This is a genomic window from Pirellulales bacterium, from assembly GCA_035656635.1.
Taxonomy (GTDB): Bacteria; Planctomycetota; Planctomycetia; order Pirellulales; family JADZDJ01; genus DATJYL01.
The window spans coordinates 1-24,516 of sequence record DASRSD010000176.1 but is presented as its reverse complement, the minus strand read 5'-3'; the positions used below and the strand labels follow the sequence as shown (position 1 = coordinate 24,516).

Sequence of the window (24,516 nt, the reverse complement as noted above, 5' to 3'; positions counted from 1 at the left end):
CGGATACAATGATCGATGTAGTTTGCCGCTTGTTGCCCCGGGGCCGCTATCCTAACCTAAACGCTGGGCCTCGTCACCCGAATCATAGCATGTTGCACCTTCTCGATCCTGTTGTATTTGCCACGCTGCCCCACTGGTTGGCGCAGTCGGCTGGCGGCGCGCCGGCGTATCGGGCCGAGCAAATTCGGCAATGGCTGTTTGCCGGCAGGGCGGAAGCATTCGACGACATGACCAACTTACCCAAGCCGCTACGGCAGCAATTGGCGGCCGAATTTACGATTTGGACCACGACCACTGAGCGGCATCATCAGGCGACCGATGGCACGGAAAAACTACTGTTGCGGCTGGCCGACGGTCATCACATCGAGTGCGTGCTATTGCGCGATGGGAGTCGGCGAACCATTTGCATTAGTTCCCAAGTCGGCTGCGCCATGGGCTGCGTTTTCTGTGCCAGCGGATTGGATGGCGTGGTGCGCAATTTAACGGCCGGCGAAATCGTTGAGCAAATGCTCCGCTTGCAACGGCTGCTGCCCAAAGACAGCCCTGCCGGTTCTGATGCACAGGGTGAAAGTGCCGGGGAGCGGCTCAGCCACATTGTGGTCATGGGAATGGGGGAACCGCTGGCAAACCTCGATCGTTTGCTGCCGGCGCTGGCCGAAGCGACCAGTCCCACCGGCCTGGGAATAAGCCACCGGCGAATCACGATTTCTACCGTCGGCTTGCCGCCGGCCATGGATCGGTTGGCAGAACTCGATTCCCGCTTTCAACTGGCCGTTTCGCTCCATGCGCCCAACGACGAATTGCGAAATCAACTGGTGCCGGTAAACAAAAACATCGGCTTATCGGCAATCGTGGCGGCGGCGGACCGTTATTTTGAAGCTTCCGGCCGGCGGCTCACGTTTGAATACGTGCTGCTGGGCGGATTGAACGACCAGCCGGAACACGCCTGCGAACTGGCCCAATTACTGCGCGGCCGCTTAGCTTTAGTCAATTTGATTCCCTACAACGCAGTGCCCGGCCTGCCGTATCACGCGCCGACCCAAAAAGCAGTACAGCAATTTGTAACCACGCTGGAGCAGGCCGGCTTGAACGCGCAAATCCGCGAGCGCAAGGGAGACGAAATCAACGCTGCCTGCGGGCAGTTGCGCCGCGCCATTCAAATGGTTGTTTAGAAACGGAGCAAGCCATGGACGTAAAAAACTTGCAGCAAGTCGAGGCGTTCATTACCAAAGACGGCTCGGAAATTCGCGAGCTATTGGCCCATCGCAATTCGTGCATTGTCAACCAAAGCCTGGCCGAGGCCCGCGTTGCGCCCGGCGCTCGCACAGCTCCGCACTTTCATCGCTTGACGGAAGAAATTTATTACATTCTTCACGGCCAGGCGCAAATGACGATTGATGCGGAACACAAAACGGTCGGACCCGGCGATGCCATTGCAATTCCGCCGGGCGCGATTCATACCGTTTTCAACTCTGGGCACGAGCCGCTGGTGTTCTTATGCACGTGTGCGCCCGCTTACGAACACGAAGACACCGTGCTCGTGGAATGAGTCCCGGGACCCATGCGGATCGACAAAGGTCTGCATTTCGCTTGCGGTTTGGGTTTGATGCGATTGTCACATTCGGCATATCTTACCAAGGCCGCAGGATGGATTTGTTCTAGGGCCAAGCAAGCTTTTCTCCCGCTCCAACTTAACCCGTGCGCGGCTGGCCTGCGAAATCGTCGCATTCGGCATGGCCTGGCAGTCTGTTTTTACGTGTCGCGAATTTTCGGAAAGTTCGGACTTTCAAACTCGGCGAATCGCTCGATTCTCTGTCGATTGCGGTGCTATCGTTTTCCGATTTAAAGGTTAAGGCGTTCTGGCGTCGGTGTATGGATTTTTGGCGCCGGGCAACAACGAACGCCCAAGCTATTGTCAGGCGGCGTAACGGATGACCCACATGAATTCCAACCAGCACAGCCCATTGTGGCCCTATCTGCTGGTTTTGACCGTTCTATTTTTGCTGAGCCTGGCGGTGCCTCAGGGCTGGCAAGAAACTCAAGACAACGGTTTGCGGCCTCTGAACCATCGAGCCCAGGTCCGGCATCGAGACCTCGGCAGCGAAGTGGCGACTTTGCATGCGACGAGCGATTCGTTCGGCGCGCCCCTTGCCATGGCATCTCGCGGAGATTCCGACTGGACCAATTCGGCAGACACCGTCGCCGCCGACACCCAAGCTTCAAATAACGTTTCGACAAACGAGTTTAACGTTTCGACCAGCGAATTAATTGCCCCCTGGGCGGAAACGGTGGCGAAGAAAATTGCCGATTTACGGCATTTCGATCCACTCCGGTATTTGCATCACGAAAGCAACGCCGTGTCGGTTGCCGGCGAAGCAACTCCCGATGATGGCGCTTTCCGTGGTCAGCAAGCGGGGCGGGTGCCGCAAGAAGCGACCGATGCGGCGGCTGAGGCAAATTGGCCGATGCCCAATAGCTTGCTTGCGCAACTCGATCGGCTGTCGCAATACGGCGAATGTTCCACTTGGGCCGCCGAGGTAAAGCAGCAGTGTCTGGCGTTGTGCCAAACTTCGCCCGGGGCTCCGCAACGCGCCAGTGCCATTGTCGACCAATTGGAAAGCCTGGCCAAACAGGCGGAAAAGCTCGATGGCAAGTTGAAATCTGCCAATGCTGCCTCGGAATTCCGCCGAGCGCGTTATGCGTTGATCCGCCGCTTGGCGCTGTGGAATGTGGCCTTTCCGGCTGACGAACAAGCGGCCGTCTATGCCGATGTGCCTTCGCTGGAGGTGCAACAACAACGGTTAAATCAAGCGTTGGAGGCGGCCGATGATTTTATCTGCTCGATTTCCTATGCCGACGCCTGGCGCAGCTATTTAAATTTGGACGAGGTCTCGAAGTTAACAGACGCCAATCAAAACATTTCCACCGAGCAGGCGCGCCAAATTGCCCGGCAAGTTCTGGCCCGTCTGCAGCCGCCGCAGCCCACCGCTGCCCAACGGAACGTGCTGCAAGATCGCACCCTGTTGGCCTTGGCCGAACAACTGCGGACTTGGGGGGACGAATCGGTCGACGTGCGCCAGGTGTTGACGAACTTGGAGCATTACGAAACGAGCGGCCTGCCCAGCGATGCCCGAACCGTCGCGGTGAATTTGCGGCAATTAGATTGGTCGCCGAGCGAACAAAATCGCCAGTTGGCTTTGCAATTGGATGAGCACTATCGCAACGCCAACCTGCGAATTGCCATTTCGGGCGAATTGCTCAATCGCTTGGCGCCCGATCAGCCGACCGCCAAGGGCGTGGTGAACGACACCATTTTGGGCGCCTCGGTCAACGGCACCTCCACCACCAATTCGCAATTGCTAGTGAAACTAATTCCCGATCCGCTGCGGCTGCACATGTGGATCGACGCGCAAGGCACCGTTGATTCCAGCACGGAATCGACCAGCGGACCGGCAACATTCAACAACAATGGCCGATCGAGCTTTGTCGTGCACAAGGCGGTGCTGGTCGATCGGCGCGGCTTGTGGATCGCCAATGCAGCCACCGAAGCCAATACCGATACTCAATTGACCGGCGTTCGCACCGATTACGACAACATTCCCCTGTTCGGTTCGCTGGCCCGCCGGATGGCTGTGTCGCAGCATAATGCCCTGCTAGGCGTGGCTGAGGAAGAAACCGATGAGAAAGTCGCCACACAGGCCAGCCAGCAAGTGAACGCCGAAGTGAAAGCACATTTCACCGAAGCCGAAGGGGCCGTGCGAAAGAGTCTATTCGATCCCTTGGCCAAATTAAGTTTGTCGCCCGAGCCAATTTCGCTGGAAACTTCCCAGCAGCGATTGACGCTGCGGCTGCGAATTGCCGGGCAAAATCAGTTGGGCGGCTGCTCGGCTCGGCCGCAAGCATTTTCCGATAGTTTGGCCAGCGCCCAAATGCACGAATCGGCGTTGAACAATATTTTGGATCAACTGCAGCTCGCGGGCCGCACCTTTACCTTGCCGGAATTGTATCGGCATGTTGCCGAGCGGCTAAGTTGGGACCAAACCGAACCCCCGGGCGATTTGTCGGCCGATGTCCACATTACCTTTGCGGCCAAAGATCCGGTCCGCGTGCGCTGCCAGAATGGATTGGTGCAATTGACCTTGGCCGTCGAGGAACTGGAGCAAAAGGCCCGGCGCTGGAATGACTTCGCGGTCACCATCAACTACGAGCCGCAAATCGAAGATTTGCATGTCCGCTTGGTCCGCCAAGGAGCCATTGAATTGGGCGGCGACAATTATAAAGGACAACCCGAAGTAGCTCTGCGTGGAGCATTCAGTAAATTATTCCCGCGGGAACGCTCGTTCGAGCTAGTTCCGGAAATGATCGCTGACAGCCCCCGGTTAGCCGGCCTAAGCATTACCCAGTGCGTGGTTGAAGACGGCTGGATTGGCCTGGCGCTGGGCCCCGAGCGAGATGAAAGTCCTCCGGCGAGCGCCATGCAAAATCCAGCGACGGCGCAGCGCTAGAAATTTCTGGAATTGGATTCGCGAAGTCGCCAGTAGATAATTGCTAAGCGGCAAACGAATCATCGTCCGAATCGGTTCTCATTGCTGCTTATCTTCCAAACCGTAGCGGCCACGGAATTCTGCCGCGGGGTATTTGCGCTCGTTCTTTACCATTTTGTTGCGAATCGCTTCCGAAATGTCGATTTTCAATTCATTGGCCAGCGCCAGGCTGTAGCACAAAATGTCGGCCAGCTCATCGGCGACTTCGCCTAATTTTTCCGGCTCGCTGGCCACAGCCCGCGATTGCTCGATGGTCAGCCATTGAAAATGCTCCATGAGCTCGGCCGCCTCAATGGCCAGCGACATCGAAAGATTCTTTGGTGAGTGAAACTGCTGCCATTCGCGCGCCGCCACAAAGTTGGCAATCAGCGTCCGCAGCTCGGAAACCGTAGTAACTTCATCGTGCATGGTGGAATCGGTGGGAAAATTTGGAGTGGAAAATCAGGGGACGCAAATGCATGATCGCTTGCTACGAGGGACAATCGCCATGGCTGCCGCCGTTTGCCCGCTCGAAATTATTTGTTATACCTGAGTTCATCGGTGCCCAGCCATTACCATTGTGTTCCCCGGATTGGGCCAAGTTGTCAAGAGCGGTGCCCCCTGAGCGTCGGCTGATCAAACATGCGAATTGCTTACTTCGATTGTGCCAGCGGCATCGCCGGCGATATGTTGCTGGGCGCATTGGTCGATGCCGGCGCCGAACTAGCGGCGATTCAATCGGGCGTGGCTTCGTTGGGCTTGCCGGGGGTGAATATCACCGCCAGCGAAGTGCGGCGGCAAGGATTTCGCGGCCTGAAAATCGAAATTCAGCACGAGCCGGAGCAGAAGCACCGGCATTTGCATCAGATTGTGGACATGATTGACGGCGGCGCAATTTCGCCCCGCGCCAAGGATTTCGCTAAGCGAATTTTCAATCGCCTGGGCGAAGCCGAGGCCAAAGTGCATGGCATGGAAATTCGCAAAGTGCATTTCCACGAGGTGGGAGCCATCGACTCCATTGCCGATATCGTGGGCACGGCCATCGCACTGGACCATTTGGGAATCGAGCGGATCGAAGCCTCGCCCGTTCCCACGGGCCACGGTTTTATCACTATTGCCCACGGCCGTTGCAGTATTCCTGCTCCTGCTACTGCCGAATTGTTAACCGGCATTCCGCTGGCCGAAAGTCTCGTAGCGGTCGAATTGACCACGCCGACCGGCGCCGCGGTTCTGGCAGCACTGGCGGAACGGTTTGGGCCACCCCCGGCCATGACCGTCAAAAAAATCGGTTACGGCGCTGGCACGCGCGATTTGGAGGAGCAGCCGAATTTATTGCGGGTGTTGCTCGGCGATGCGGCAGAAGCTGTTCACGTTGGCTTCGACTCGGTCCAAGCGGAAACGCTGTGCCTGTTGGAAACGAATTTGGATGATGTCAGCGGCGAGGTCGTCGGCCACTGCATGGCGCAGCTATTTGCGGCCGGCGCGCTGGATGTATTCTCGTGCGGCATCCAGATGAAAAAAAATCGGCCCGGTGTGTTGCTCAGCGTCTTATGCTCACCGGCCGATAGCGAGTGGCTGGAAGCCATTGTTTTTCGAGAGACCACGACGCTGGGAATTCGCCGCGTCAGCGTGAACCGCCGAAAGCTGGCCCGCCGGCGGCACCAGGTAACGACGCCTTTCGGACCAATCGACGGCTTGCTCGCCACCTTGCCCGGCGGCGAACTGCGATTTTCGCCCGAGTACGAATCTTGCCGCCAGGTTGCCCAGCAGCACGGCGTCGCGCTGCGGAGTGTCTTTGAAGCGGCGGTGCGCGGGTTTACACCGCCCACTTAGAACCGTGCCTCATCCCTTGAGAAGCGCAATCACCCGGCTGAGCAATATAATCGCGCCGACCACGGCCGCCGCCAGCGAAGCGAACAGCACGGCAGCGCTCCCCGTGTCCAATGCATCGCCCAGGTGCGGGTTGCGCTGCTCATCGACTGCCTTGGCCAGGTGCTCTAATGCGGAGTTCACCATTTCCGCCGTCAGCACTCCTCCAATGCACAAGAGCAACACGCACCATTGCCACAGCTCAACCCGCAGCGCGCAGCCGGCAACAATTACCGCCACGGCCACGGCAATGTGGACCTGAAAACTGCTTTGTCCGCGCATGCCGCTGCGCACTCCGCGAAAAGCATCGCGGAATTTTTCGTACCAGGTGCGCGGCGTCGGCGAGCGAGTGCCGGACAAGTTATCGGCGGGCATTTCTCTGGGCCATGTTGTAGGGGGATTTCCAGAACGTGAGGAATGGCGGCAGTCCGAATTCTAGCCTCGGCATTCGTCATCCGTCATTAGCCATTCGGCATTCTCTACTCTAGCCCATACAAGCCGGCGGGGGGCACATCGATGGTGCCGCGGGTGACCGATGGGTCATGTCCTAAGAAACGCGGCACCAGCGCCACGCTAAAGCCGACGTTGCCGCGGCTTACGTCGACGTTGACCGCCATGGTGAACAGGAACGATTCCCCTACGCGCGTTAGGCGAATGTTTTCGCCAATGTTGCCTTGATTGCGAATATCGAACGACGTGCCCAAAGTGGACAGCCATTTTTGCGTCATGCGGTACGTGTAGCTGGCGGTGAACACGTCGCTGGCGATGGGCCCTTCGTAATCGCTGAAGCCGAGGTAAAAGCTGCCTCGGGGCGGTCGGCTGATGAAACCGCCCACCGTGGTGTAACGCTGGCCGTCGCTGAAGAAATCGTACCCGCCATAGGAAACGACCGTCAGCCGATCGCCAACAAACCAATGGAAGTCGTAATCGAGCAGGCCTGCCGCGCTGCCGAAGTTTTGCGTGGGGTCGGGAAAGATTTCAAAGTCCGTATCCAGTGCAATCCAATCGACCACGTGTTCCTGGCCCGGAATGCCGCGCTTGGTTTGCCAACGCTGGTCGATGTCTAATTTGATTTCCGTCACGTCGCCGGCGATTTCGGTGGGGCCGGTAACCCAACCCATCACGTCGCGCCGCAGGGCGTAAAATCGCTCATCAAATTGCAACGGCACTTGAAACGGTGTGAGCGGCGGCGGCGCAATCGCCGGATAATCTTCAAACGCCAATCGCCGCCTGATGGCTTGAATGTTGTTGTCGTCGATCTCGTCGTAAATGGGAATTTTTCCTAAATCGTTCCCCGTGGCGTTGGCGTACAAAAACTCGCCGCCAAACACCACTTTGTGCGCCACGCCGTTCACATTCCACAGCTCGCTTTGAATGGCCGGATTGACCGACCACATGGGAAGCGTGGCTCGCAAGCCAAATTGGCCATAAGCCCGATCGAGGCTGCCCGTCACGTCGCTGGTGGTGGGATCGAATTGACCGGCGCCCCAGTATGCCACCTCGCCCAAAGCATAGGGAACAATTTTGACCGGGCCCGCTTGGAACGGTAAATCGAATTCGTTCCGGGTGGCTGCCCGCAGGCCGTGGGCATCGACGTCGTACGGCAAGAAATTGAACTGCGATTTATCGATCGGATCGGTCGGTTCGTTCACCTGATCCTGCCGCAAGTAACCGACGTTGGTGTGCTCGTACCAGGTGAAGGTATCGTCCAGCAGCGGTTGGCCCAGCCAGTAATGATCGAGCTTGGGCAGATTTTCGGTCTGCGTGAAGAACGGATCGGCATTGGCCGACGCGCTTAATTCAAGCGACATGTTATCCCACGTTTTCCGCAAGCCCAGGCGATCCACCTGATCTTTTTGTTCTTCCCATTCCTGTTGATAGTACTGTTCCAGGAAGTTGCGGTCGGTCACTTCGCCAACTTCCAGCCGCACTTGCCAGTCGTCGGGTAAATCTTCCTCCAATCGCGATAGAGTGCGGCCCCGCCCTGCTTGTGGGAAAGTAAGATCGCGGCGATCTAAACCCAAGTTATCGGAGCCGTGATCGTCGATGTACCAAGCGTCGATAAAGCCGGCAGCCTGGTCGCCGTTTACCAACAGACCGGGCCGGTCGAAGCTAAACTTTGTGCCGCCTCCCAGGCCGCGCAGGCTCAGGTAATCTAAGCTTGCAGTCCAGCTAGTGCCCACTGGCGGATGACGGAACCCCAAAATTTCGTAAGGATTGAAATCGACCAATACCTGGTTTCCGAATACATCGTCGTGGCGATACGTGAGAGCATTCACATACAGCGGCGGACGCTTCAGGTCGCCGGCGAAGTACGGCCAGTAGAACACTGGCACGCCTTCCACCCAAATCACGTTATTTTGTCCGGTCACAAGCTGTTCGTGTTCGGTGATGGGCTCGTTGGTTTGCGGATTGATTTCGGGCTGGCCGGTGAATGGATTGATCAGCGGCACTTGCTCGTCTTGCAGCGTGAGATTGCCCGAGCGGAATTCATACGTGGGAATGCCCAATCGGCTGGTCGTTAGGCTGGCGTTTTGGGCGACGAAGCGATTGGCATCAACCTGCCGCAGCACTTGGGCTTTGAGCCGCACTAATCCTTCAGATTTCGGCACGGGCGTCAGCAGTTCGGAATCTAAGCTCACGCCGTTGCGCAAGTTTACGTTGTAGTAAAAAGCTTTGGCTTGCAACACGCGGTCTCCCTCGCGGAACACGATGTTCCCCTCCAAATACAGTTCCAGCGGTGCGTTTTGCTGTTGCATCATGGTGGTGCCGAAATCGCCGGCGGTCCACAAAACCATGCGATCGGCCGAGACATCGATGGAGCTGGTTAGCCCTAGTTGCCCGCCAACGTTGGGCAAGCCATCGATCAGAATGTTCACGCCGTTGGTGATTGTGACCACGGTTTCGTTTCCGCGGGGTACCGAATCGATTTGCACCGGCACGTCGCTGCGTGGGACGATCCGAACGCGGCGCGTGTTCACCGGCGGCGGTGCATCGGTCGGCAGCGTGGATGGCGGCAGCATTGAAGGCGGGGGCATCGATAGCGGCGGTGCGGCCATGGTGGGCTGCGTTGTCGACGGCTGTGGCGCGCCGAATTGCAGTGGTGAAGTCAATGGCGGTGAAGTTGCTTGCGGCGCCGCTGCCGGCGGAATAGTTTGGGGTAGAAACACTGGCGGGGCTGGAAGCACTCCCTGCGCATTTGGCTGCGGCATTTGCGCGCTTGCGGCGCGAGTAAGCAGTGCGGTGATTACAGCCAAGAATACAAGCGCCAGCAAATGTGCCCATCGGAAGCGACAGCCGCGCGCAACAGCACCAGGCTCGCGCACAGAGAACTGCGCGCGGAAAGCGGTCCGCACAACAAGAGCGGTGAAACGCACGTTCAGAAAAGTGATCCTTGTCCTGCGCGATTGCGAAGCAGATGAGCAAGCGGCCCGATGTGCAAACATCGCGCCCCAATGCTCAGCGTGCGCGCGCTCGCGCCGACGGCTGTTAAAACTCGATCTGCTGGAAAAGACGAAAACCCTTGCGAGATGAGACTTTACCTTGCGAAAAGCGGGGCGGATTATAGGTCCAAATTCACGAAATGGTCAAGCCGGAAACGGCCGCCGATAGCATGACCTAAGTATTTTTTACACAACGAGTTACAATTGGGAGCCCCAACCAAGATTTTGCCTTCATCGCCAGCATCGCGGTTAGCCACTACAAACGGTGGCCGCCAAGTTAGCATGTACGCCACGCCTACGAATGTCGGATTTATGATCGCGGCCGGATTGGGAACCGGCGTGCTGGGAGCGATTTTGGGAACCGGCGGCGGCGTTTTTTTGATCCCGCTGTTGCTCCTGGCGTTTGGTGTTCCCATGCACTATGCCGTGGCGACCAGCATTGTTTCGGTCGTGGCCACTTCCACCGCCGTTGCCAGCGTGAATGTAGAACGTGGCACAGCCAACATGCGCCTGGGAATGACGTTGGAAATTGCCACGTCGCTGGGGGCCATCACCGGCGGTTTGACGGCCGGCTGGCTCCCGCCGACGGCGCTAGAGATTTTATTTGCCATCGTGCTGTTGCCGACCGCGGTGTTGATGTGGCGCGGAGTAACAGAAAATGTGGGTGACGCTTCCCCAACAACCGATGAATTGAAATCAACCTCGGCTAACCACCGGGAACGTTCCGCGCTGTTGGCCGGTCGCTATTTTGATCCGCGCCGAGGCCGCAACGTGGTTTATCAAGTGCAGCGTTTGTGGGCTGGGCTGGGTATTTCGTTTGTCGCAGGAAATTTATCCGGTTTGTTAGGCATCGGCGGCGGCGTGTTCAAAGTTCCCGCCCTTCACCTGGCTTGCCGGGTGCCAATTCAAGCGGCGGCGGCTACTTCCAATTTTATGATTGGCGTAACGGCCGCAGCCAGCGCGTTTTTGTATTTCGGCCGTGGCGAGGTGCGCCCTGCCACCACGGCGGCAATTGTACTGGGCGTCATTGCGGGCTCGGCCATCGGCTCGCGAATTGGGCCAGCGCTGCACGGAAAATTTGTCAAGCGTCTTTTCGCCGTCTTGTTAGTTGCCGTATCTGTGCAAATGTTCGTGCGCGCACTGGGATGAGGAGCAAACCATCATGAACAATCAGCATGAGCCGGTAGACCGTTTGGCGCGAGCCGTCCATCTATGCTTGTTGACCGGCTTGGTCATTAGTGGCTTGCTGATGCTGGCCGGACTGCTGGTGGCGATGATCAAACATCAACCCCGGCCGGAAGCGCTCGTTACCAAATTGCCTGATCTTTTGCACATGGCGGCCGAAGGCAACGGCGTGGCTTGGATGGAATTGGGAATTTTCGCGCTGGTGCTTACGCCGGTGGTGCGCGTCATTGTCTTGGCGATCGGTTGGGCCGTGCGTCGAGAACAGCGGATGGCGCTCATCGCAATGACCGTGTTTTGCTTGCTCCTGCTCAGCATTTATTTGAGCATCGGCTAGCCAGAGCGGGAACGGACCACTGGCGCGTGCGCCGCGCTTAAAACTCAAAGGTGGCGTACAGCAGCAAATTCAGGCCAATGCGTTCCGCATCGTCCTTGGTGTACCCTTCGCATTCGAGCGAGTCGTGCTTTTCCAGCGCGCAGCTCAAATCGTACGGCGAGAAAATCACCGCGTAACGATCGCCGATTTTTAGCCCTTCCAATTCCGGCGCACCGTGGTGTGTTTTGGCTTGCAACGGGCCATCCGCCGCCCGACTTTGCGGTACCCGGCGCGTGACCTGCGACAAATCGTAGCCGCCGAATTCTGTCGAAAACATCGGATGATTGGCCGGAATCGGCTCCAGCTTGATTCCCTGATCGGCGAACAAATCGTTGATTTCGCGGCGGAAGGAGGCGGTGAAATCGCGGTTGGCGCAAATCGAATCGGCAATCAGCGTGCCCCGCTCCAAATACTTGTGCAGCGCTTTCTTTTCCTCGTCGGTCAAGCGAAAATTCGCCCGGCCGTGCATGAACAGCACGTCGTAGTTGAATAAATCGGGATCGGTAATTTGCACCTGCCGCTGCTCCGGGCTGAAGCGGGCCTTCAATTCGCGATTGGCAGCCCGCAAGAGTCCGGGCAAAGCCCCCGGCGCGGCGTCGCAACCGCCGGGATGCCGGAGGTTGGCCACGTAGCGTTTGCCGCGCTCGAAGGTATCTTCCTCCTTCGGATTTTGATCGGCGAGCTGGAAATTTTCGTCCTTGCTTTTTAGCGCCCGATTGGTGGCGTAGGCCAGCACGTTAATGCCCATCGAAAGCGCTGCGTTGAGCTGCTCCTGAATCACCGCGTTCAGCTTGCGATCTCGGCCGGCAGCAATTTCCCAGTAGCACGAAAGGCCGTTAGGCAAATCGCCTTTGTTGGGTTCCGGTGGAGCCACGTACACCACGCTGGTGCGGCAGCCGTAATCGACGCTCCACAAGTTGGGGCGCAGCGCCGGCCGCACCGGTTCTTCGGCAGTCCACAGCGGATGTTCCGGCGGCACGGGCTTCAATCGGTATTCCGGCTCTTCAAAAATTTTATCGACGAGAGCGCGAAAGCCCGTGTCGAACCCTTCGCTATCCGTGCAGCAGGCTTCGGCGAAAATGAAACCGCCCCGATCGATGTATTCGCGCAGCTTTTGGGCCTGATCGAGCAATTCCGGATCTTTGCTGCCGCTGAGGTACAACACCGGCGTTTGCAGCAAATCGTCGAGCGTGGCATCGGCCAAATCGACAATTTGCCATGACAATCCTAGCGGAAAATCTTTTTTCCATTTCGTTTCGACGTACGTCGTCAAATTTGCCAGGTCGGAGCGATGCCGGGCCCAGTCGTTGTCGTTGCCGTATCGGGCTTTGGAAATCAATATCGGTCGCCGGCCTTTAGCTAAAAACAATAGCGCAAAGCTTGTGGCAATGCGCGGGTCGTCTTCGGCATGGCCCATGCCTTTCCAATAGCCCGAAAGCACGTCTTGCTTGGCGACCAGATATTCGGCGCCCATGCGGTACCAATCGTAATGCTGGTTCGTGCCGCGGCTGATAAAAAACCGGTGCGATGTCATCCGGCCCACGCGCTCCACCGCGTACAAATAATACAAATTCCAAATGCGCTGCACTTGCGGCGGCCCGGGATTAATTTGCACCGAAAAATTGTTGCCCAGCCACGTCAGGCCATCCTCCATGGCTTTAACGGCCGGATTGTTGCCGCGCTGCCCGCAACACTTCAAACCTTGCGGCGTAACTTCAGCATCGCCGGAGTTTAAACGTCCGGACGCAATGAATACCGAGGTAATGCCGGCGCAGGTCATGCTGCCTCGGCCGGGGGCGCCTTGCCCTTCATAGGGCCAGGAGCCGTCGTTGTTTTGCAGCCGCAGCCAGTATTGGAGGGCCAAATTCCAGGTGCGTTCGGTCACTGGCACGCCCACCCGTTCCGCCTCGTACAGCGCCAGCAGTGCAAACTGCGAATTGGACGGATCGCCCATGCCCAAGCCTTGCGAGTACGTCCACGAGCCGTTGGCATTTTGCAGTTGCTCCAGCCACTGCACGTTGCGGCGAATGAGGAGCAAATCTTTCTTCGGCTCCGCCAGGCACAGCACCATGGTTTGCAGCGAAACGACGTACGTCTTATCCGGCGGCAAGCTGCGCAGATAATCTAGCGCCCGCTCAATTTGTGGATCATTTACCGGCACGCCGGCATTCAACAGCGCCAAAGTGCACAGGGCGGTGACGCCGCCGGTGTTGCCGATGTAATCGTTCCACGCGCCGTTTTGATTTTGGGTGCCTTTGAGGTAGGTAATGCCCCGTTCGATGGCGGTGCGCACTTGGCCTGCCGTAATTTCCCCCGGCGCGTCGTCGGCACAGGCGGGCCGCAAAATCAGCAGAATTGATACTAACGGAAACCACCAGCACGCCGGGCATCGCTTCATGACAAACGCATCCTTTGCTAAAGCCGAAGCGTTACACAACCATTGTAGACTCTTTAACTTACGGCCGCAATAAACCGCCGGTTTACGTTGCTTGAATGCGGTCGGGGTTATACGATGAGAGAATGAGCCCGCCGCGTGCCACTTGCTAGCGATGAAGGTCTGCAATTATGCCCTCAGAATCGACCACCGCATCCACCGCCACGCCTCCTGCTGCCGGCGCGAAGTCGCGCAGCCTGGGAGACATTTTGCAAGAGTTCAGCCATCATCGGCGGTTGATGCAGGAAGAGCTGCAAAAAATCATCATCGGGCAAAACGAGGTCATCGAGCAAATGTTCGCCGCCATTTTCACGCGCGGGCATTGTCTGCTGGAAGGCGTGCCGGGCTTGGCAAAAACATTGATGGTCAGCACTGTGGCGCGAATTCTGGATGTGCAGTTCAAGCGTATTCAATTTACGCCCGACCTCATGCCCAGCGACATTACCGGCACAAACGTGCTGGAAGAAGACGAAAACGGCCGCCGCAATTTCCGCTTTGTCGACGGCCCCATTTTCACCAACATTTTGCTGGCCGACGAAGTCAACCGCACGCCGCCAAAAACACAGGCCGCGTTGTTGCAGGCCATGCAGGAACGGGAAGTCTCCATCGGACAAATCACGCATCCGCTGCCGGAACCGTTTTTTGTGATCGCCACGCAAAACCCCATCGAGCAGGAAGGAACGTATCCGCTTCCCGAAGCGCAGCTTGACCGGTTCATGTTCAACATCAAAGTCGATTACCCCACGGCCAGCGAAGAGGAGCAAATTCTCAGCTTCACCACCCGCAACGAAAAGCCGGAAGTTCGCAAAGTGCTCAGCGGCAAGGCCATTGTGAATTTGCAGAAATTGGTAGGCAGCGTGGCGGTGAGCGAGTACATCGTCAAATATGTGGCACGGCTGGTCCGGGCCACGCGCCCCAAGGATGCCTCCGCCCCCGAGTTTATCCGCGACCTGGTCGATTGGGGCGCCGGCCCGCGCGCCGGCCAGTTTTTAATTCAAGGCGGCAAAGCGCTGGCTGCCATGGAAGGGCGCTTCAGCGTGGCCATTGACGACGTAAAAAAAATCGCTGTTCCCGTCCTGCGGCATCGCTTAAGCACTAATTTTCAAGCCCAGGCCGAGGGCATGAGCAGCGAAGCCGTCGTGTTGCGCCTGCTGAAAGAAATTCCCGAGCCTGAAATCCCCAAATACGAAAAACGCTAGTATCCAAGCCGACGACTTGGTCGTCGTTGGTGGACGGCAAAAGCCGCCGGGTTGGAACGCTGCTTCATGTCCACCGTCGAAAAATATCTGAAGCCGGAAGTCGTACGCCAAATTTCGCGGCTCGACTTACGGGCGCAATTCATTGTGCGCGGCTTTTTGCAAGGCCTGCACGCCAGCCCGTTCCACGGCTTTTCGGTCGAGTTCAGCGAGCATCGCAAATACACGCCGGGCGACGACCCGGACGACATCGATTGGCTGGTGTATGCCAAAACCGACAAGTATTACATTAAAAAATTTGAAGCGGAAACCAACATCACCGGTTATCTGGTGATGGATCTCAGCCGCTCGATGGGCTACACCTACCGCCAGGAGCTTACGAAGTTCGAATACGGCGTTTGCCTGGCCGCGGCCTTGTGCTGGTTGATGGTTCATCAGCAAGACCCGGTTGGCTTAATCACCTTCGACGAGCAAATTCGCGCCAGCCTGCCTGCCAAAAGCAAGCGGACCCAAATTGGGCAAGTGTTGTCGCTGTTGGCCAAGTTGCAGCCTGAAGGAAAAACGAACATCGCCCACAGCCTGATTCAAATTGCCGCCATGCTCCGGCATCGCAGCCTGGTGATGCTGTTTTCCGATTTGCTGACCGACCCGGAACCGGTTTTTTCGGCACTGGGTCGGCTGCGGCACCGGGGGCACGATGTCATTTTGTTTCACATTTTGGACGAAGCCGAAGTGAACTTTCCGTTCGACGGCGTGATCGAATTCGAAGAGCCCGAAACCGATGATCGGCTGCAAGTGGATGCCGACAATTTCCAGGCCGAGTACATCGGCGCCATGCGGGAATTCCGCGAGCGTTATCGCCGCCACTGTTTTCAATTGGGCGTCGATTACGTGCCGCTGGATACCAGCATGCAATTCGACCGCGCCCTCACGGAGTATCTGCTCAGCCGCCGGAGCCGGCACTGAAATCTTTTGAATTACCACGAAGGACACAGAGGATCACGGAGAAAGACGAGTAAATGAGGAAGCCAAGAAACCAGGAATAAAATTTCTGATTAATATATTTCGTCCGGAGAAAACAGAGTTCAATAAATTCTAGCGATTGTTTATTCCTGTATTCCTAACTTCCTGGTTTCATTATTAATTTCTTTCTCCGCGATCCTCTGCGTCCTCTGTGGTAAACAAAGCAGCGTAGCAAGTAAATGAGTCTGACATTTTTGACGCCCCTGATGCTTGCGGGAGCCGTGCTGGTGGCGGCGCCGATTGTGCTGCATTTGGTCATGCGGCAGCAGCCCAAGCGTTTATTGTTTCCCGCGCTGCAGTTTATTCGCCAGCGCAACGATGCCAACAAGCGGCGGCTGAAGTTTCGGCATTTATTGCTGTTGTTATTGCGTTGTGGTGCCATTGTACTGCTGGCCCTGGCGTTGTCGCGCCCCAGCTTGCAATCGGCCGGCTTGCTAGGCGATCAAGAAGCGCCGGTTGCCGCCGCGCTGGTGTTCGACACTTCGCCACGGATGGAATACCGGCTCCAAAATCAAACGCGATTGGAGGTGGCGCGGGAAGCGGCCGAGCGGGTAATGGCCAAGCTGCCGGCGGAAAGCGACGTGGCAATTATCGATTCGCGCACCGCCAGTGCCGCCTTTTCGATCGATCCGGCCGCCGCCAAGCAGCGCTTGGGCCGGCTCAGCATCAACGCCGCCGCTCAACCGCTTCCTGGCTTGTGTGAGGAAGCGCTGCGTTTGGTTAGCGAAAGCAGCAAAGGCCGCAAGGAAATTTACGTGTTCACTGATTTGGGCCGTGCCGCGTGGTCGGCTGATTCCGCTCAGCGGCTGCGAAATCAATTAGCCGAAAAAACCGACGTGGCGTTGTACTTAATCGATGTGGGAATTGCCGATCCGCAAAATTTATCGCTGGGCGATTTGCGGCTTTCGGCCGACACCCTGGCCAAAAATACGCCGCTGCACTTGGAAACCAACTTGTTGGTCACTGGCCGCGAGCCGAACGAAAGCAGCGTGGCCCTGGAGATCATTGATTCCGCCGGCAAGTTTCAGCGGCGAGAGCAAGCCACGGTGAAGCCGGCGGTCGATCAGCCGCAACCCATCGAATTCCAAATTGCCGGCCTGGAAGAAGGCACGCATCAAGGCTTCGTGCACATTGACGGCGAGGATAATTTGCCCACCGATGACGCCCGCTATTTTACCGTCGACGTTCGGCCGCCGTGGAAAGTGTTGATCGTTGCGCCCCAGCCCGCCGAGCGGCATGCCGTGTTTCTGACCGAAGCGCTGGCGCCCGCCACGTTCCGCCGCACAGGCCAGGCCCGATTTGAATGTATCGTAATTCCCTTTGCAGATTTGTCTGCTCCCAACGCTCCGGCGCTGGACGATTACGCGGCGGTTTGCTTGCTCGATCCGCCGCCGCTGGCCGACACGGTGTGGCAATCGCTCACGACGTATGTCGAACATGGCGGTGGCCTGTCCGTTTGGCTGGGCCGCAATGCCGAGGCCAAAGGCGCATCGGTCGATAACTTTAACACCCCCTCGGCGCAAAAATTGATGCCCGGAAAATTGGCCCGGGTGTGGCGCAGACAAGATGCTTTTCTGGCGCCGCAAGATTACCAGCACCCGCTGTTGGCGAAATTTCGCAGCGTGGCTGGCGGCGTGCCCTGGGATGCGTTCACCGTTTGGTCGCACTGGCAATTGTCAGACTTGGCCGAAGGGGTTAACACCGTGCTTTCGTACAGCAATGGCCAGGCGGCGTTGTTGGAGCGCAGCGTAGGCAAAGGGCGCGTGCTGCTGTTCACCACGCCCATTTCCGACGAAGCTACCGAGGCCGACTTGTGGAACTTGCTGCCGCTGGGGAGCGAGCCCTGGCCGTTTGTCATGCTTTCCAACGAAATGCTGCTGTACTTGGTAGGCAGCGGCGAAGAACGCTTGAATTACCAGGCCGGGGAAACCGTCACCCTGCGAGTTCCGGAAAATCAGCGGCAACTGATCTTTTCACTGCGGGCGCCCAATGGTGAAGAGTATCCCCAGGCGGTCGATCAAAAATCGGGCCTCATGACCATTACCGCCACCGGCGCCGTGGGAAATTATTTGCTTCGTTCCGGCGGCACCGAAGGGGGTGTGCGGCGCGGATTCAGCGTGAATGTGCCGGCCGTGAGCACCGATTTAACGCTGCTATCCAAAGACGATTTAACCGCACTGTTGGGTAAAGATCGCTTCCATTTGTCGCGCGGCCAGGACGAAATCGAACGCGATGTAAGCCTCGGCCGCACAGGCCGGGAGTTGTATCCGCTGTTGATTTTGCTCGTGGCAATTGCCCTGGGGATGGAGCATTTGCTGGCCAACAAGTTTTATCGCCGTGATGCCCAAACCGAGCAAACCGCCCAGCGCAAAGCAGCCACGGCCGCCATCATTGCTGAGGAGACCGGAACCAAGCCCGAACAAGAAACAGTCGGCGCTGCCTGAATGTTTGAAACAAGGATCGAATTTTTTAGCCGCGTCTCTTAGGGCGCGCTGCGTTCATGAACGGATGGACTTGCAATCCGGTGGGTGGTTACGGCCTGGTCACGGCGACTGCGGCCGTAATGCTGGTGGTGATGATGCTCACCAATCCGCAAATGCGGCGAATGAGCCCGGTGCGCCGTTGGACGCTTGTCGCTTTGCGGCTGGTCGTGTTTTTACTCGTCATTGCTGCGCTCTTGCGCCCCACGCGAATTTACACCCAAATCCGCGAGCGCCCCGCCACGTTGGTGCTGCTGGTTGATCGTTCCAAAAGCATGCAAACCGAAGATGCCTTTGGCGACCGCACACGCTGGGACGCCGTGCACGAAACCATTGCCCAATCGCTCCCGCAACTGTCGAACATGGGAGAAAACTTGGAAGTGAAGGTTTACGTGTTCGATCGCGAGGTCACCCCGCTCGAGTTCGCGCATGGCAAGCTCGACTTGGGAAAAGCAGCCGACGGCTCGGAAACGGCCATCGGCTCCGCACTGGACGATGTGCTGCGGCGCGAAAGCGGCAAGCGGCTGGCCGGCGTCATTTTGCTTTCCGACGGCGCCCAGCAGTCCTACGCTCCGCGAGATTTGCAGCCGCAATTGCCGGCCCGACGGTTGAATGACCTGCCCGCGCCCTTGTACACCATTACCTTCGGCCAGGACCGCGCGGCCACGCAATCGCGCGACGTGGCCATTACCGATTTGGTGGTTAGCCCCAGCGTGTTCATCAAAAACGAGCTGAGCATTGGCGGCACCGCCCGCGTGACGGGGCTGGTCAATCAGCCGATTCCCGTGCAAGTGCTGTTTGAAACCAGCCCAGGAAAAATGGAGCCGGTCGCCTCCACCATGCTGCGCGCCAATCAAAACGGCGAGCAAATTAAATTCGACCTTTCGTACATTCCGCAAACGCCCGGCGAGCGCAAAATTACGCTCCGAGCCGAGCCGCAACCCGGCGAGCGAATTACCACCAATAACGAGCTCAGCACGTTTGTAAATGTGCTAGACGGCGGGCTGAACGTGCTGTATTTGGAAGGCGAGCCTCGATCAGAGCTCACTTTTATTAAGCGCTCGCTGGAGATGTCGCCGGACATTAAGGTGGACTTTGTCTACTTCGACAAGCGCGAGCGCAGCCACTGGCCCATCAACATGGCCGATCGCTTGGCGCAGGGAAAATACAACGTGTATATTCTCGGCGATTTAGATTCGTCCGTCTTCCGGCCCGAAGATTTGGAATTGTTGCGCAACGACGTGCTGCATGGAGCCGGGCTGATCATGCTCGGCGGGTTCCATAGTTTTTGGGGGGGCGGTTATCAGAAAACGGCCCTGGCCGATGTGTTGCCGCTGGCGGTGCGGTCGGTCGATCAACTTTCTCGACAAGATTTTGACGCCCCCATTCGCGAAGATTTGCATTTGAAGCCCCGGCCGGTGCCCAATGGCGTGGGTCCAAATAAGACCGGCGTGCAAATGCTGCCCGATCAGCGTTTTGGATACGAGCCGCCGATGCGGTTGGCAAGTCCCGAGCAAAATCGCGCCGTCTGGGAAAAATTACCGCCGCTGGACGGAGCCAATAAGTTCGAAGCGTTAAAGCCCGCCGCCCGGCCGCTGGCCGATACCGCCGCTGGCCAACCGCTGTTGGTGGCCGCCGAGCCTGGCGATGGCCGAGTGTTGGCGTTCGCCGGCGATTCCACCTGGCGGTGGTTCATGCAGGGCTTCCAGCGCGAACATAAACGCTTCTGGCGGCAGGTAGTATTGTGGCTGGCAAAAAAAGAAGACACCGACGAGCAAAAGGTGTGGCTCAAGCTGGCCCAGCGACATTTTCCGCCGGCCGCCCGAATCGATTTTTCCACCGGCGCGCGCACCGCGGAAGGGGAACCCATTGTCGGCGCCACGTTCACTGCCACCCTCATTTCGCACGACGGCGTCAAGCGGCCCATTCCTCTGGCGCACCAGGCCGATCAATACGTGGGCCAGTTGCGCGATGTGATCGAGCCGGGCGATTATTCCATTTCGGTGCAGGCGACCAAAGACGGCGCCCCACTCGGCGAAACCAAAGCGCGGTTCGTGGTTTTCGAGCAAGATTTGGAATTGGAAAATGCCGCCGCCCGGCCGGAACTGATGGCCAGCTTGGCCAAGCTGACGGCCGAAAGCGGCGGCGAAGCCATCGCCCCGGAGCAGCTGCCCACGCTGCTCAAACACATCAAGGAGCACCCGCGCGATCGGGAAGTAGCCACCGAAACCAAGTTCACCCCCTGGGACAGCCCGCCGTTTTTCTTGTTGATTGTCGGGCTGTTGTGCGTCGAATGGTATCTACGCAAACGCTGGGGCTGGGTGTAGAGGGGACCAGAGTTCAAGATTCAGAAACTGGTAGTGCTGATCGCCGAAGATCACACGACCAGCTCTGACTTACCTTTCTGAGCAGCCGTTTTTGATAAGTTGAATACGGAAAACATAACTTCAGGCGGATTCGACGATTAGGCGGTGTTTGGCCGGTGGAATGGGTAAGCCCAGTTTTTGCAGGCTTTCCAAGTGCAAATCCAATGCTTCGCAGGCGTGGGCGAAAGCTTCCGAAAGCGTGGAGCCACTGGTAATGATGTCGGGAAAGTCGGAGAAGTCGACCGTGTAGGCCGGATCGTTGGCTTGATAATGAATCGTGAATACATAGCCGCGATATTCGTGCATCGTGGTCATAAATCGAGTGCCTTCAAAAGTTTTTTGATGTCGGCAGGGTGACAAGTCTTGTGTCGTCCGTACGGTTTTACAAGCGTTAGCAATCGGCCGTCCTGACGATGATACGTGCAATGGCTGCCGCGTTGGTTAAACAAAACAAAACCCTCTTGCCGCAACAAGGTATGAACCTCGGCGTAGCGGATGCTGTTTGGACTGCTTTACATCCTAACTATAAGCTTATCACGCTTAGTCATTACCTGCACGCATTCTTGTTTTGTATGGTCAATCCACCATACATGATAAATTTACCCGATTTGCAGTTTCCAAAATACGCACCGGGATCACAGCCGCTCGTTCCATTCACGGTTGCTATATTTTTCGGCCACAAGTTGGTCGGTGAGGGAGCGGGGCCAATTCGGGCAATCTTCTGTTGCGGAGAAAGCGGTTATCAGGGCTTGCCGCAAAGCAGGGGCGCCCAGCGGCAGATTCGTGAGAAAATCGGCGTGGTTGCGATGTTCACGATAGGCCGGCTGGCGCGACGGCATCTTCAACAGCGAGCTAATTTCCTCCAACGGGAAGCGGTACAGCAGAGTGCCGTGATACAAAAAGTGACCGCGTTTGCAGCGTAAACTATTGCCGGAGAATTTTTTCTCCCCGAGCACTAAATCGCTGATGCCGGCGCGAGAGACACCGGAGATGTTTTTACCCAAGGCCGCGGCAATGGTCCCCAGCACGAACGAATGTGCCTGATCAATGGGCCGCAAGTCGGGTCGCAGTTCATAACTCAATACCACGGCATACATCAGGCAGCCCGGGCCGGTTAAAATCGTCGCTCCGCCGCTGGCACGCCGCAGCACCGGCACGCCGCGCGCGGCGCAAGCGTTGAGGTTTACTTCATCGGCCAAGCGCGAGGAACTGCCGGCCACAAGCATCCCTTGGCGCGGTTCCCACAGCCGCAGCACTTCTCGGCTCTCGTTGGAGCTGGCTTCCGCAGCATCTAATAGCGCCTCGTCCAGCGCCAAATTCTCTTGCGGAGTGTTGAGGGTGAGGTCGAGTAATCGCACGGTAATTCAAGCGTAGTGGAGTTCGGTTCAATCCTGGGTTGACGAGCGATCTTTGGTCCCTAGACTTACATGTCTTAGCGCGTCATTCTGTGCGATCACATCATGTCCGATATCAAGCCACCGCCTAATTCCCTTTCGTCCGACGATGCGTTGCCGCCGGTGGAACCCCCCAGCGCCGGCTTTCTGGTGCAGCTATTTCTGATTCCCGGGCTGATTGTCGCCATTATTGTCGTCGTGTGGCTGTTGTTCCACTGGCTGGCACAAATGGGGAACGATCCGCGGGAGTATGTCAAAAAGCTGCGGGGCAATAACGAAGTTCGCTGGCAGGCGGCGGTCAACTTGGCCGGCGTGCTGCACAGCTCGGCCGGCGACGAATTGAAGAAAGATTCTACGGTCGTTGCCGATTTAGGCCAAATTCTGACGGACGAAATCACCGCCGCCAACACGGACGAGCGCTCCATCAATTTGCGCGTGTATTTGTGCCGGGCCCTGGGCGAATTTCAAGTCGAAGCGGCCCTGTCGCCGCTGCTAGTGGCCGCGACCACGCAGCGCTCGGATGCGGAAATGGATGTGCAGCGCGCCGCCGTTCAGGGCTTGGCAACGCTGGCGGCTAATTTGAACGAAGCCAAGCCCGGCTGGAACCACGCAGATTTAATGGCCACTTTGTTGGCTGTTTCCAAATCCGACAACGACAATTTGCGAACGGAAAGCGCCTTTGCCCTGGGGATCATTGACGATCCGGAAACCACGGCCCGGCTGACGCAAATGCTGGACGATCCGCACGCCGATGCTCGCTTTAACGCGGCCACGGGATTAGCCCGCCGGGGAGACAAGGCGGCGCTGCCCGGCCTGTTGGAAATGCTTGATGCCGATCAGCGTTTGGCCACGGAGGGGGAGTCGCCGGAAAATCGGCAAGAAAAAACGGCTCTGGTCAACATCGCGGGCTTGCAGGCCCTGGCGAAGTTGGCCGATCAAAACTCGACGATCGATTTGAGCCAAGCGCAAGTGCTCGTGGAGCGATTGACGAAATCGAACATTCCCGACGTCCGGGCCGCTGCGGTCGCTGTGCGCGAAAAACTGGCGCGGCGGCAAGCGCGGCCGCCGGCAGAAGAAGCAAAATCTACAACCGCCACAAAGTAATTTTTCTGGGAGATTCAAATTATGGCAGCCAGCCGCGCGGAAGTGATCGAGTTATTGAAGACCGCCTATTCCATGGAGTTGGAAACGGTGATAAATTACATCGCCAACAGCACAAATTTGGACGGTGTGCGAGCGGAAGAAATTAAAAAATCATTGGCCGCCGACATCACCGCCGAAATTGGCCACGCCACACAATTGGCGCAGCGCATCAAGCAACTGGGCGGATTAACGCCCGGCTCAAAAGGCGTGAAGCTGGGAAATCAAAAGCAACCCGGTGAAGACACGACCGACGTCATCGCCGTGATTGAAGCAGTCATTGAAGCGGAAGACGCCGCGTGCAAGCAGTACCGGAAAATTATTCAGGCGACCGAAGGGGACGACTACGTGACGCAAGACATGTGCGTCACACTCTTGGGCGATGAAGAAGAACACTTGATTCTGTTCAAAGGATTTTTGAAGGAATACAAGAAATCGTGATGCGGCTAAGCGATGAGTAATGGGCGGTGGCGCAATTTGAACATAGCCCGACTGTGTCACTCGGGCGCTCGCGTAAATAAAATGCGCCAGCGAAAACATAGCTTTTTATTGCATCGTGCGCAGGCGAATTTGTTAAGCTTTGCCGGTTAGGAAAAGAGCCTTCGTCAAAAGCAGCCCGGCCAGCACTTTGCGCGACGGACCACCGTTTTGAGGTCGGCGAAAGCGTGCAGGAACTTCAAAAAATCTGATTGAACTGAAGTCATTGCTGGCATTGGCTTTTGGGCACGACTTTTGCTTTTCGCATTTGCATAGCGCGCATTTGTCCGCCAAATTCGTGTGTATGGTGCGCGCACGCGCGACGGACCCGTTTTGCGTGGCTGCGCTTGTAGTTTTTGCAAACAGGAAGTGACCCAATCCATGAACAAACTCGCCCCCTTCACGATGTTGTTGGTCGCCGCGGCGACCGGCGCGATTGCTTCCCATGCCGATGGATGCGGCGCCTGCGGTGGCTGCTCCACGTGCGGCGTCTGCACGGAAACCGCCTACCGCTTGACTTATCAAACGGTGTACGACGAACGCCAAGTCACCGCGTATCGCATCGATACGCAAACCATTTACCAGGACCGTAAAGTGACTTCGTATCGGCCGG

The 24,516-nt window shown here is 57.3% G+C and carries 19 protein-coding genes; 13 read left to right on the top strand and 6 right to left on the bottom strand.

Annotated features, from left to right (window positions below):
* The first annotated feature begins 89 nt into the window (after positions 1-89).
* From rlmN to VFE46_18350, 3 genes are all read left to right on the top strand, one after another.
* Entirely contained in the window at positions 90-1,172 is a 1,083-nt protein-coding gene (gene rlmN, locus VFE46_18360; GenBank protein ID HZZ29965.1) for a 23S rRNA (adenine(2503)-C(2))-methyltransferase RlmN, read from the top strand.
* A 14-nt stretch (positions 1,173-1,186) separates the two neighbouring features.
* On the top strand, positions 1,187-1,549 hold the full coding sequence (locus tag VFE46_18355; protein HZZ29964.1) for a cupin domain-containing protein: 363 nt from the start codon (positions 1,187-1,189) through the stop codon (positions 1,547-1,549).
* Positions 1,550-1,940: 391 nt separating this feature from the next.
* Entirely contained in the window at positions 1,941-4,505 is a 2,565-nt protein-coding gene (locus VFE46_18350) for a hypothetical protein (GenBank protein ID HZZ29963.1), read from the top strand.
* 78 nt (positions 4,506-4,583) lie between these two features.
* On the opposite strand, the gene VFE46_18345 is transcribed toward VFE46_18350, so the two are convergent.
* Complete coding sequence (locus VFE46_18345; GenBank protein ID HZZ29962.1) at positions 4,584-4,952, bottom strand: nucleotide pyrophosphohydrolase; 369 nt, start codon at positions 4,950-4,952, stop codon at positions 4,584-4,586.
* Positions 4,953-5,165: 213 nt separating this feature from the next.
* Here VFE46_18345 and larC point away from each other — a divergent pair, with 213 nt between their 5' ends.
* Positions 5,166-6,356, top strand: a complete 1,191-nt coding sequence (gene larC / locus VFE46_18340; protein HZZ29961.1) for a nickel pincer cofactor biosynthesis protein LarC — start codon at positions 5,166-5,168, stop codon at positions 6,354-6,356.
* A 9-nt stretch (positions 6,357-6,365) separates the two neighbouring features.
* Here the strand turns inward: larC and VFE46_18335 are convergent, their stop codons facing one another.
* Positions 6,366-6,767, bottom strand: coding sequence for a diacylglycerol kinase (locus VFE46_18335; GenBank protein ID HZZ29960.1), 402 nt, complete (start codon positions 6,765-6,767; stop codon positions 6,366-6,368).
* 104 nt (positions 6,768-6,871) lie between these two features.
* On the bottom strand, positions 6,872-9,604 hold the full coding sequence (locus VFE46_18330) for a hypothetical protein (protein ID HZZ29959.1): 2,733 nt from the start codon (positions 9,602-9,604) through the stop codon (positions 6,872-6,874).
* 513 nt (positions 9,605-10,117) lie between these two features.
* On the opposite strand from VFE46_18330, the gene VFE46_18325 reads away from it, so the two are divergent.
* Together VFE46_18325 and VFE46_18320 are read left to right on the top strand one after the other, a co-directional pair.
* The gene (locus tag VFE46_18325) at positions 10,118-10,984 is read left to right on the top strand and encodes a sulfite exporter TauE/SafE family protein (protein HZZ29958.1); all 867 of its coding nucleotides are present in this window, start codon (positions 10,118-10,120) and stop codon (positions 10,982-10,984) included.
* 13 nt (positions 10,985-10,997) lie between these two features.
* Positions 10,998-11,354 carry a DUF1634 domain-containing protein gene (locus VFE46_18320; protein HZZ29957.1) on the top strand — a complete coding sequence of 119 codons (357 nt, stop codon included), beginning with the start codon at positions 10,998-11,000 and terminating at the stop codon, positions 11,352-11,354.
* A gap of 37 nt (positions 11,355-11,391) precedes the next feature.
* On the opposite strand, the gene VFE46_18315 is transcribed toward VFE46_18320, so the two are convergent.
* Complete coding sequence (locus VFE46_18315) at positions 11,392-13,791, bottom strand: DUF4159 domain-containing protein (protein ID HZZ29956.1); 2,400 nt, start codon at positions 13,789-13,791, stop codon at positions 11,392-11,394.
* Positions 13,792-14,033: 242 nt separating this feature from the next.
* Between VFE46_18315 and VFE46_18310 the strand changes: the two genes are divergently transcribed.
* From VFE46_18310 to VFE46_18295, 4 genes are all read left to right on the top strand, one after another.
* Positions 14,034-15,026 carry a MoxR family ATPase gene (locus VFE46_18310; protein HZZ29955.1) on the top strand — a complete coding sequence of 331 codons (993 nt, stop codon included), beginning with the start codon at positions 14,034-14,036 and terminating at the stop codon, positions 15,024-15,026.
* Between the two features lie 66 nt (positions 15,027-15,092).
* Positions 15,093-15,989 carry a DUF58 domain-containing protein gene (locus VFE46_18305; GenBank protein HZZ29954.1) on the top strand — a complete coding sequence of 299 codons (897 nt, stop codon included), beginning with the start codon at positions 15,093-15,095 and terminating at the stop codon, positions 15,987-15,989.
* A gap of 236 nt (positions 15,990-16,225) precedes the next feature.
* Positions 16,226-18,490, top strand: coding sequence for a VWA domain-containing protein (locus VFE46_18300; protein HZZ29953.1), 2,265 nt, complete (start codon positions 16,226-16,228; stop codon positions 18,488-18,490).
* A 56-nt stretch (positions 18,491-18,546) separates the two neighbouring features.
* Positions 18,547-20,853, top strand: a complete 2,307-nt coding sequence (locus VFE46_18295; protein ID HZZ29952.1) for a hypothetical protein — start codon at positions 18,547-18,549, stop codon at positions 20,851-20,853.
* A 120-nt stretch (positions 20,854-20,973) separates the two neighbouring features.
* On the opposite strand, the gene VFE46_18290 is transcribed toward VFE46_18295, so the two are convergent.
* Positions 20,974-21,207 carry a type II toxin-antitoxin system HicB family antitoxin gene (locus VFE46_18290; protein ID HZZ29951.1) on the bottom strand — a complete coding sequence of 78 codons (234 nt, stop codon included), beginning with the start codon at positions 21,205-21,207 and terminating at the stop codon, positions 20,974-20,976.
* A 320-nt stretch (positions 21,208-21,527) separates the two neighbouring features.
* Positions 21,528-22,250 carry a lipoate--protein ligase family protein gene (locus VFE46_18285; GenBank protein HZZ29950.1) on the bottom strand — a complete coding sequence of 241 codons (723 nt, stop codon included), beginning with the start codon at positions 22,248-22,250 and terminating at the stop codon, positions 21,528-21,530.
* A 102-nt stretch (positions 22,251-22,352) separates the two neighbouring features.
* On the opposite strand from VFE46_18285, the gene VFE46_18280 reads away from it, so the two are divergent.
* From VFE46_18280 to VFE46_18270, 3 genes are all read left to right on the top strand, one after another.
* Entirely contained in the window at positions 22,353-23,390 is a 1,038-nt protein-coding gene (locus tag VFE46_18280) for a HEAT repeat domain-containing protein (protein ID HZZ29949.1), read from the top strand.
* Between the two features lie 21 nt (positions 23,391-23,411).
* Positions 23,412-23,867, top strand: a complete 456-nt coding sequence (locus VFE46_18275) for a ferritin-like domain-containing protein (protein ID HZZ29948.1) — start codon at positions 23,412-23,414, stop codon at positions 23,865-23,867.
* A gap of 417 nt (positions 23,868-24,284) precedes the next feature.
* Positions 24,285-24,516 (top strand): hypothetical protein (locus tag VFE46_18270; GenBank protein HZZ29947.1); only part of this gene is annotated, 232 nt, incomplete at its 3' end.

What these genes read in the sequence shown, in the direction of transcription:
- rlmN (HZZ29965.1), top strand. Translation starts at nt 90, where the DNA reads ATGTTGCACCTTCTCGATCCTGTTGTATTTGCCACGCTGCCCCACTGG.
- VFE46_18355 (HZZ29964.1), top strand. Translation starts at nt 1,187, where the DNA reads ATGGACGTAAAAAACTTGCAGCAAGTCGAGGCGTTCATTACCAAAGAC.
- VFE46_18350 (HZZ29963.1), top strand. Translation starts at nt 1,941, where the DNA reads ATGAATTCCAACCAGCACAGCCCATTGTGGCCCTATCTGCTGGTTTTG.
- VFE46_18345 (HZZ29962.1), bottom strand. Translation starts at nt 4,952, where the DNA reads ATGCACGATGAAGTTACTACGGTTTCCGAGCTGCGGACGCTGATTGCC.
- larC (HZZ29961.1), top strand. Translation starts at nt 5,166, where the DNA reads ATGCGAATTGCTTACTTCGATTGTGCCAGCGGCATCGCCGGCGATATG.
- VFE46_18335 (HZZ29960.1), bottom strand. Translation starts at nt 6,767, where the DNA reads ATGCCCGCCGATAACTTGTCCGGCACTCGCTCGCCGACGCCGCGCACC.
- VFE46_18330 (HZZ29959.1), bottom strand. Translation starts at nt 9,604, where the DNA reads ATGCCGCAGCCAAATGCGCAGGGAGTGCTTCCAGCCCCGCCAGTGTTT.
- VFE46_18325 (HZZ29958.1), top strand. Translation starts at nt 10,118, where the DNA reads ATGTACGCCACGCCTACGAATGTCGGATTTATGATCGCGGCCGGATTG.
- VFE46_18320 (HZZ29957.1), top strand. Translation starts at nt 10,998, where the DNA reads ATGAACAATCAGCATGAGCCGGTAGACCGTTTGGCGCGAGCCGTCCAT.
- VFE46_18315 (HZZ29956.1), bottom strand. Translation starts at nt 13,791, where the DNA reads ATGAAGCGATGCCCGGCGTGCTGGTGGTTTCCGTTAGTATCAATTCTG.
- VFE46_18305 (HZZ29954.1), top strand. Translation starts at nt 15,093, where the DNA reads ATGTCCACCGTCGAAAAATATCTGAAGCCGGAAGTCGTACGCCAAATT.
- VFE46_18300 (HZZ29953.1), top strand. Translation starts at nt 16,226, where the DNA reads ATGAGTCTGACATTTTTGACGCCCCTGATGCTTGCGGGAGCCGTGCTG.
- VFE46_18295 (HZZ29952.1), top strand. Translation starts at nt 18,547, where the DNA reads ATGAACGGATGGACTTGCAATCCGGTGGGTGGTTACGGCCTGGTCACG.
- VFE46_18290 (HZZ29951.1), bottom strand. Translation starts at nt 21,207, where the DNA reads ATGACCACGATGCACGAATATCGCGGCTATGTATTCACGATTCATTAT.
- VFE46_18280 (HZZ29949.1), top strand. Translation starts at nt 22,353, where the DNA reads ATGTCCGATATCAAGCCACCGCCTAATTCCCTTTCGTCCGACGATGCG.
- VFE46_18275 (HZZ29948.1), top strand. Translation starts at nt 23,412, where the DNA reads ATGGCAGCCAGCCGCGCGGAAGTGATCGAGTTATTGAAGACCGCCTAT.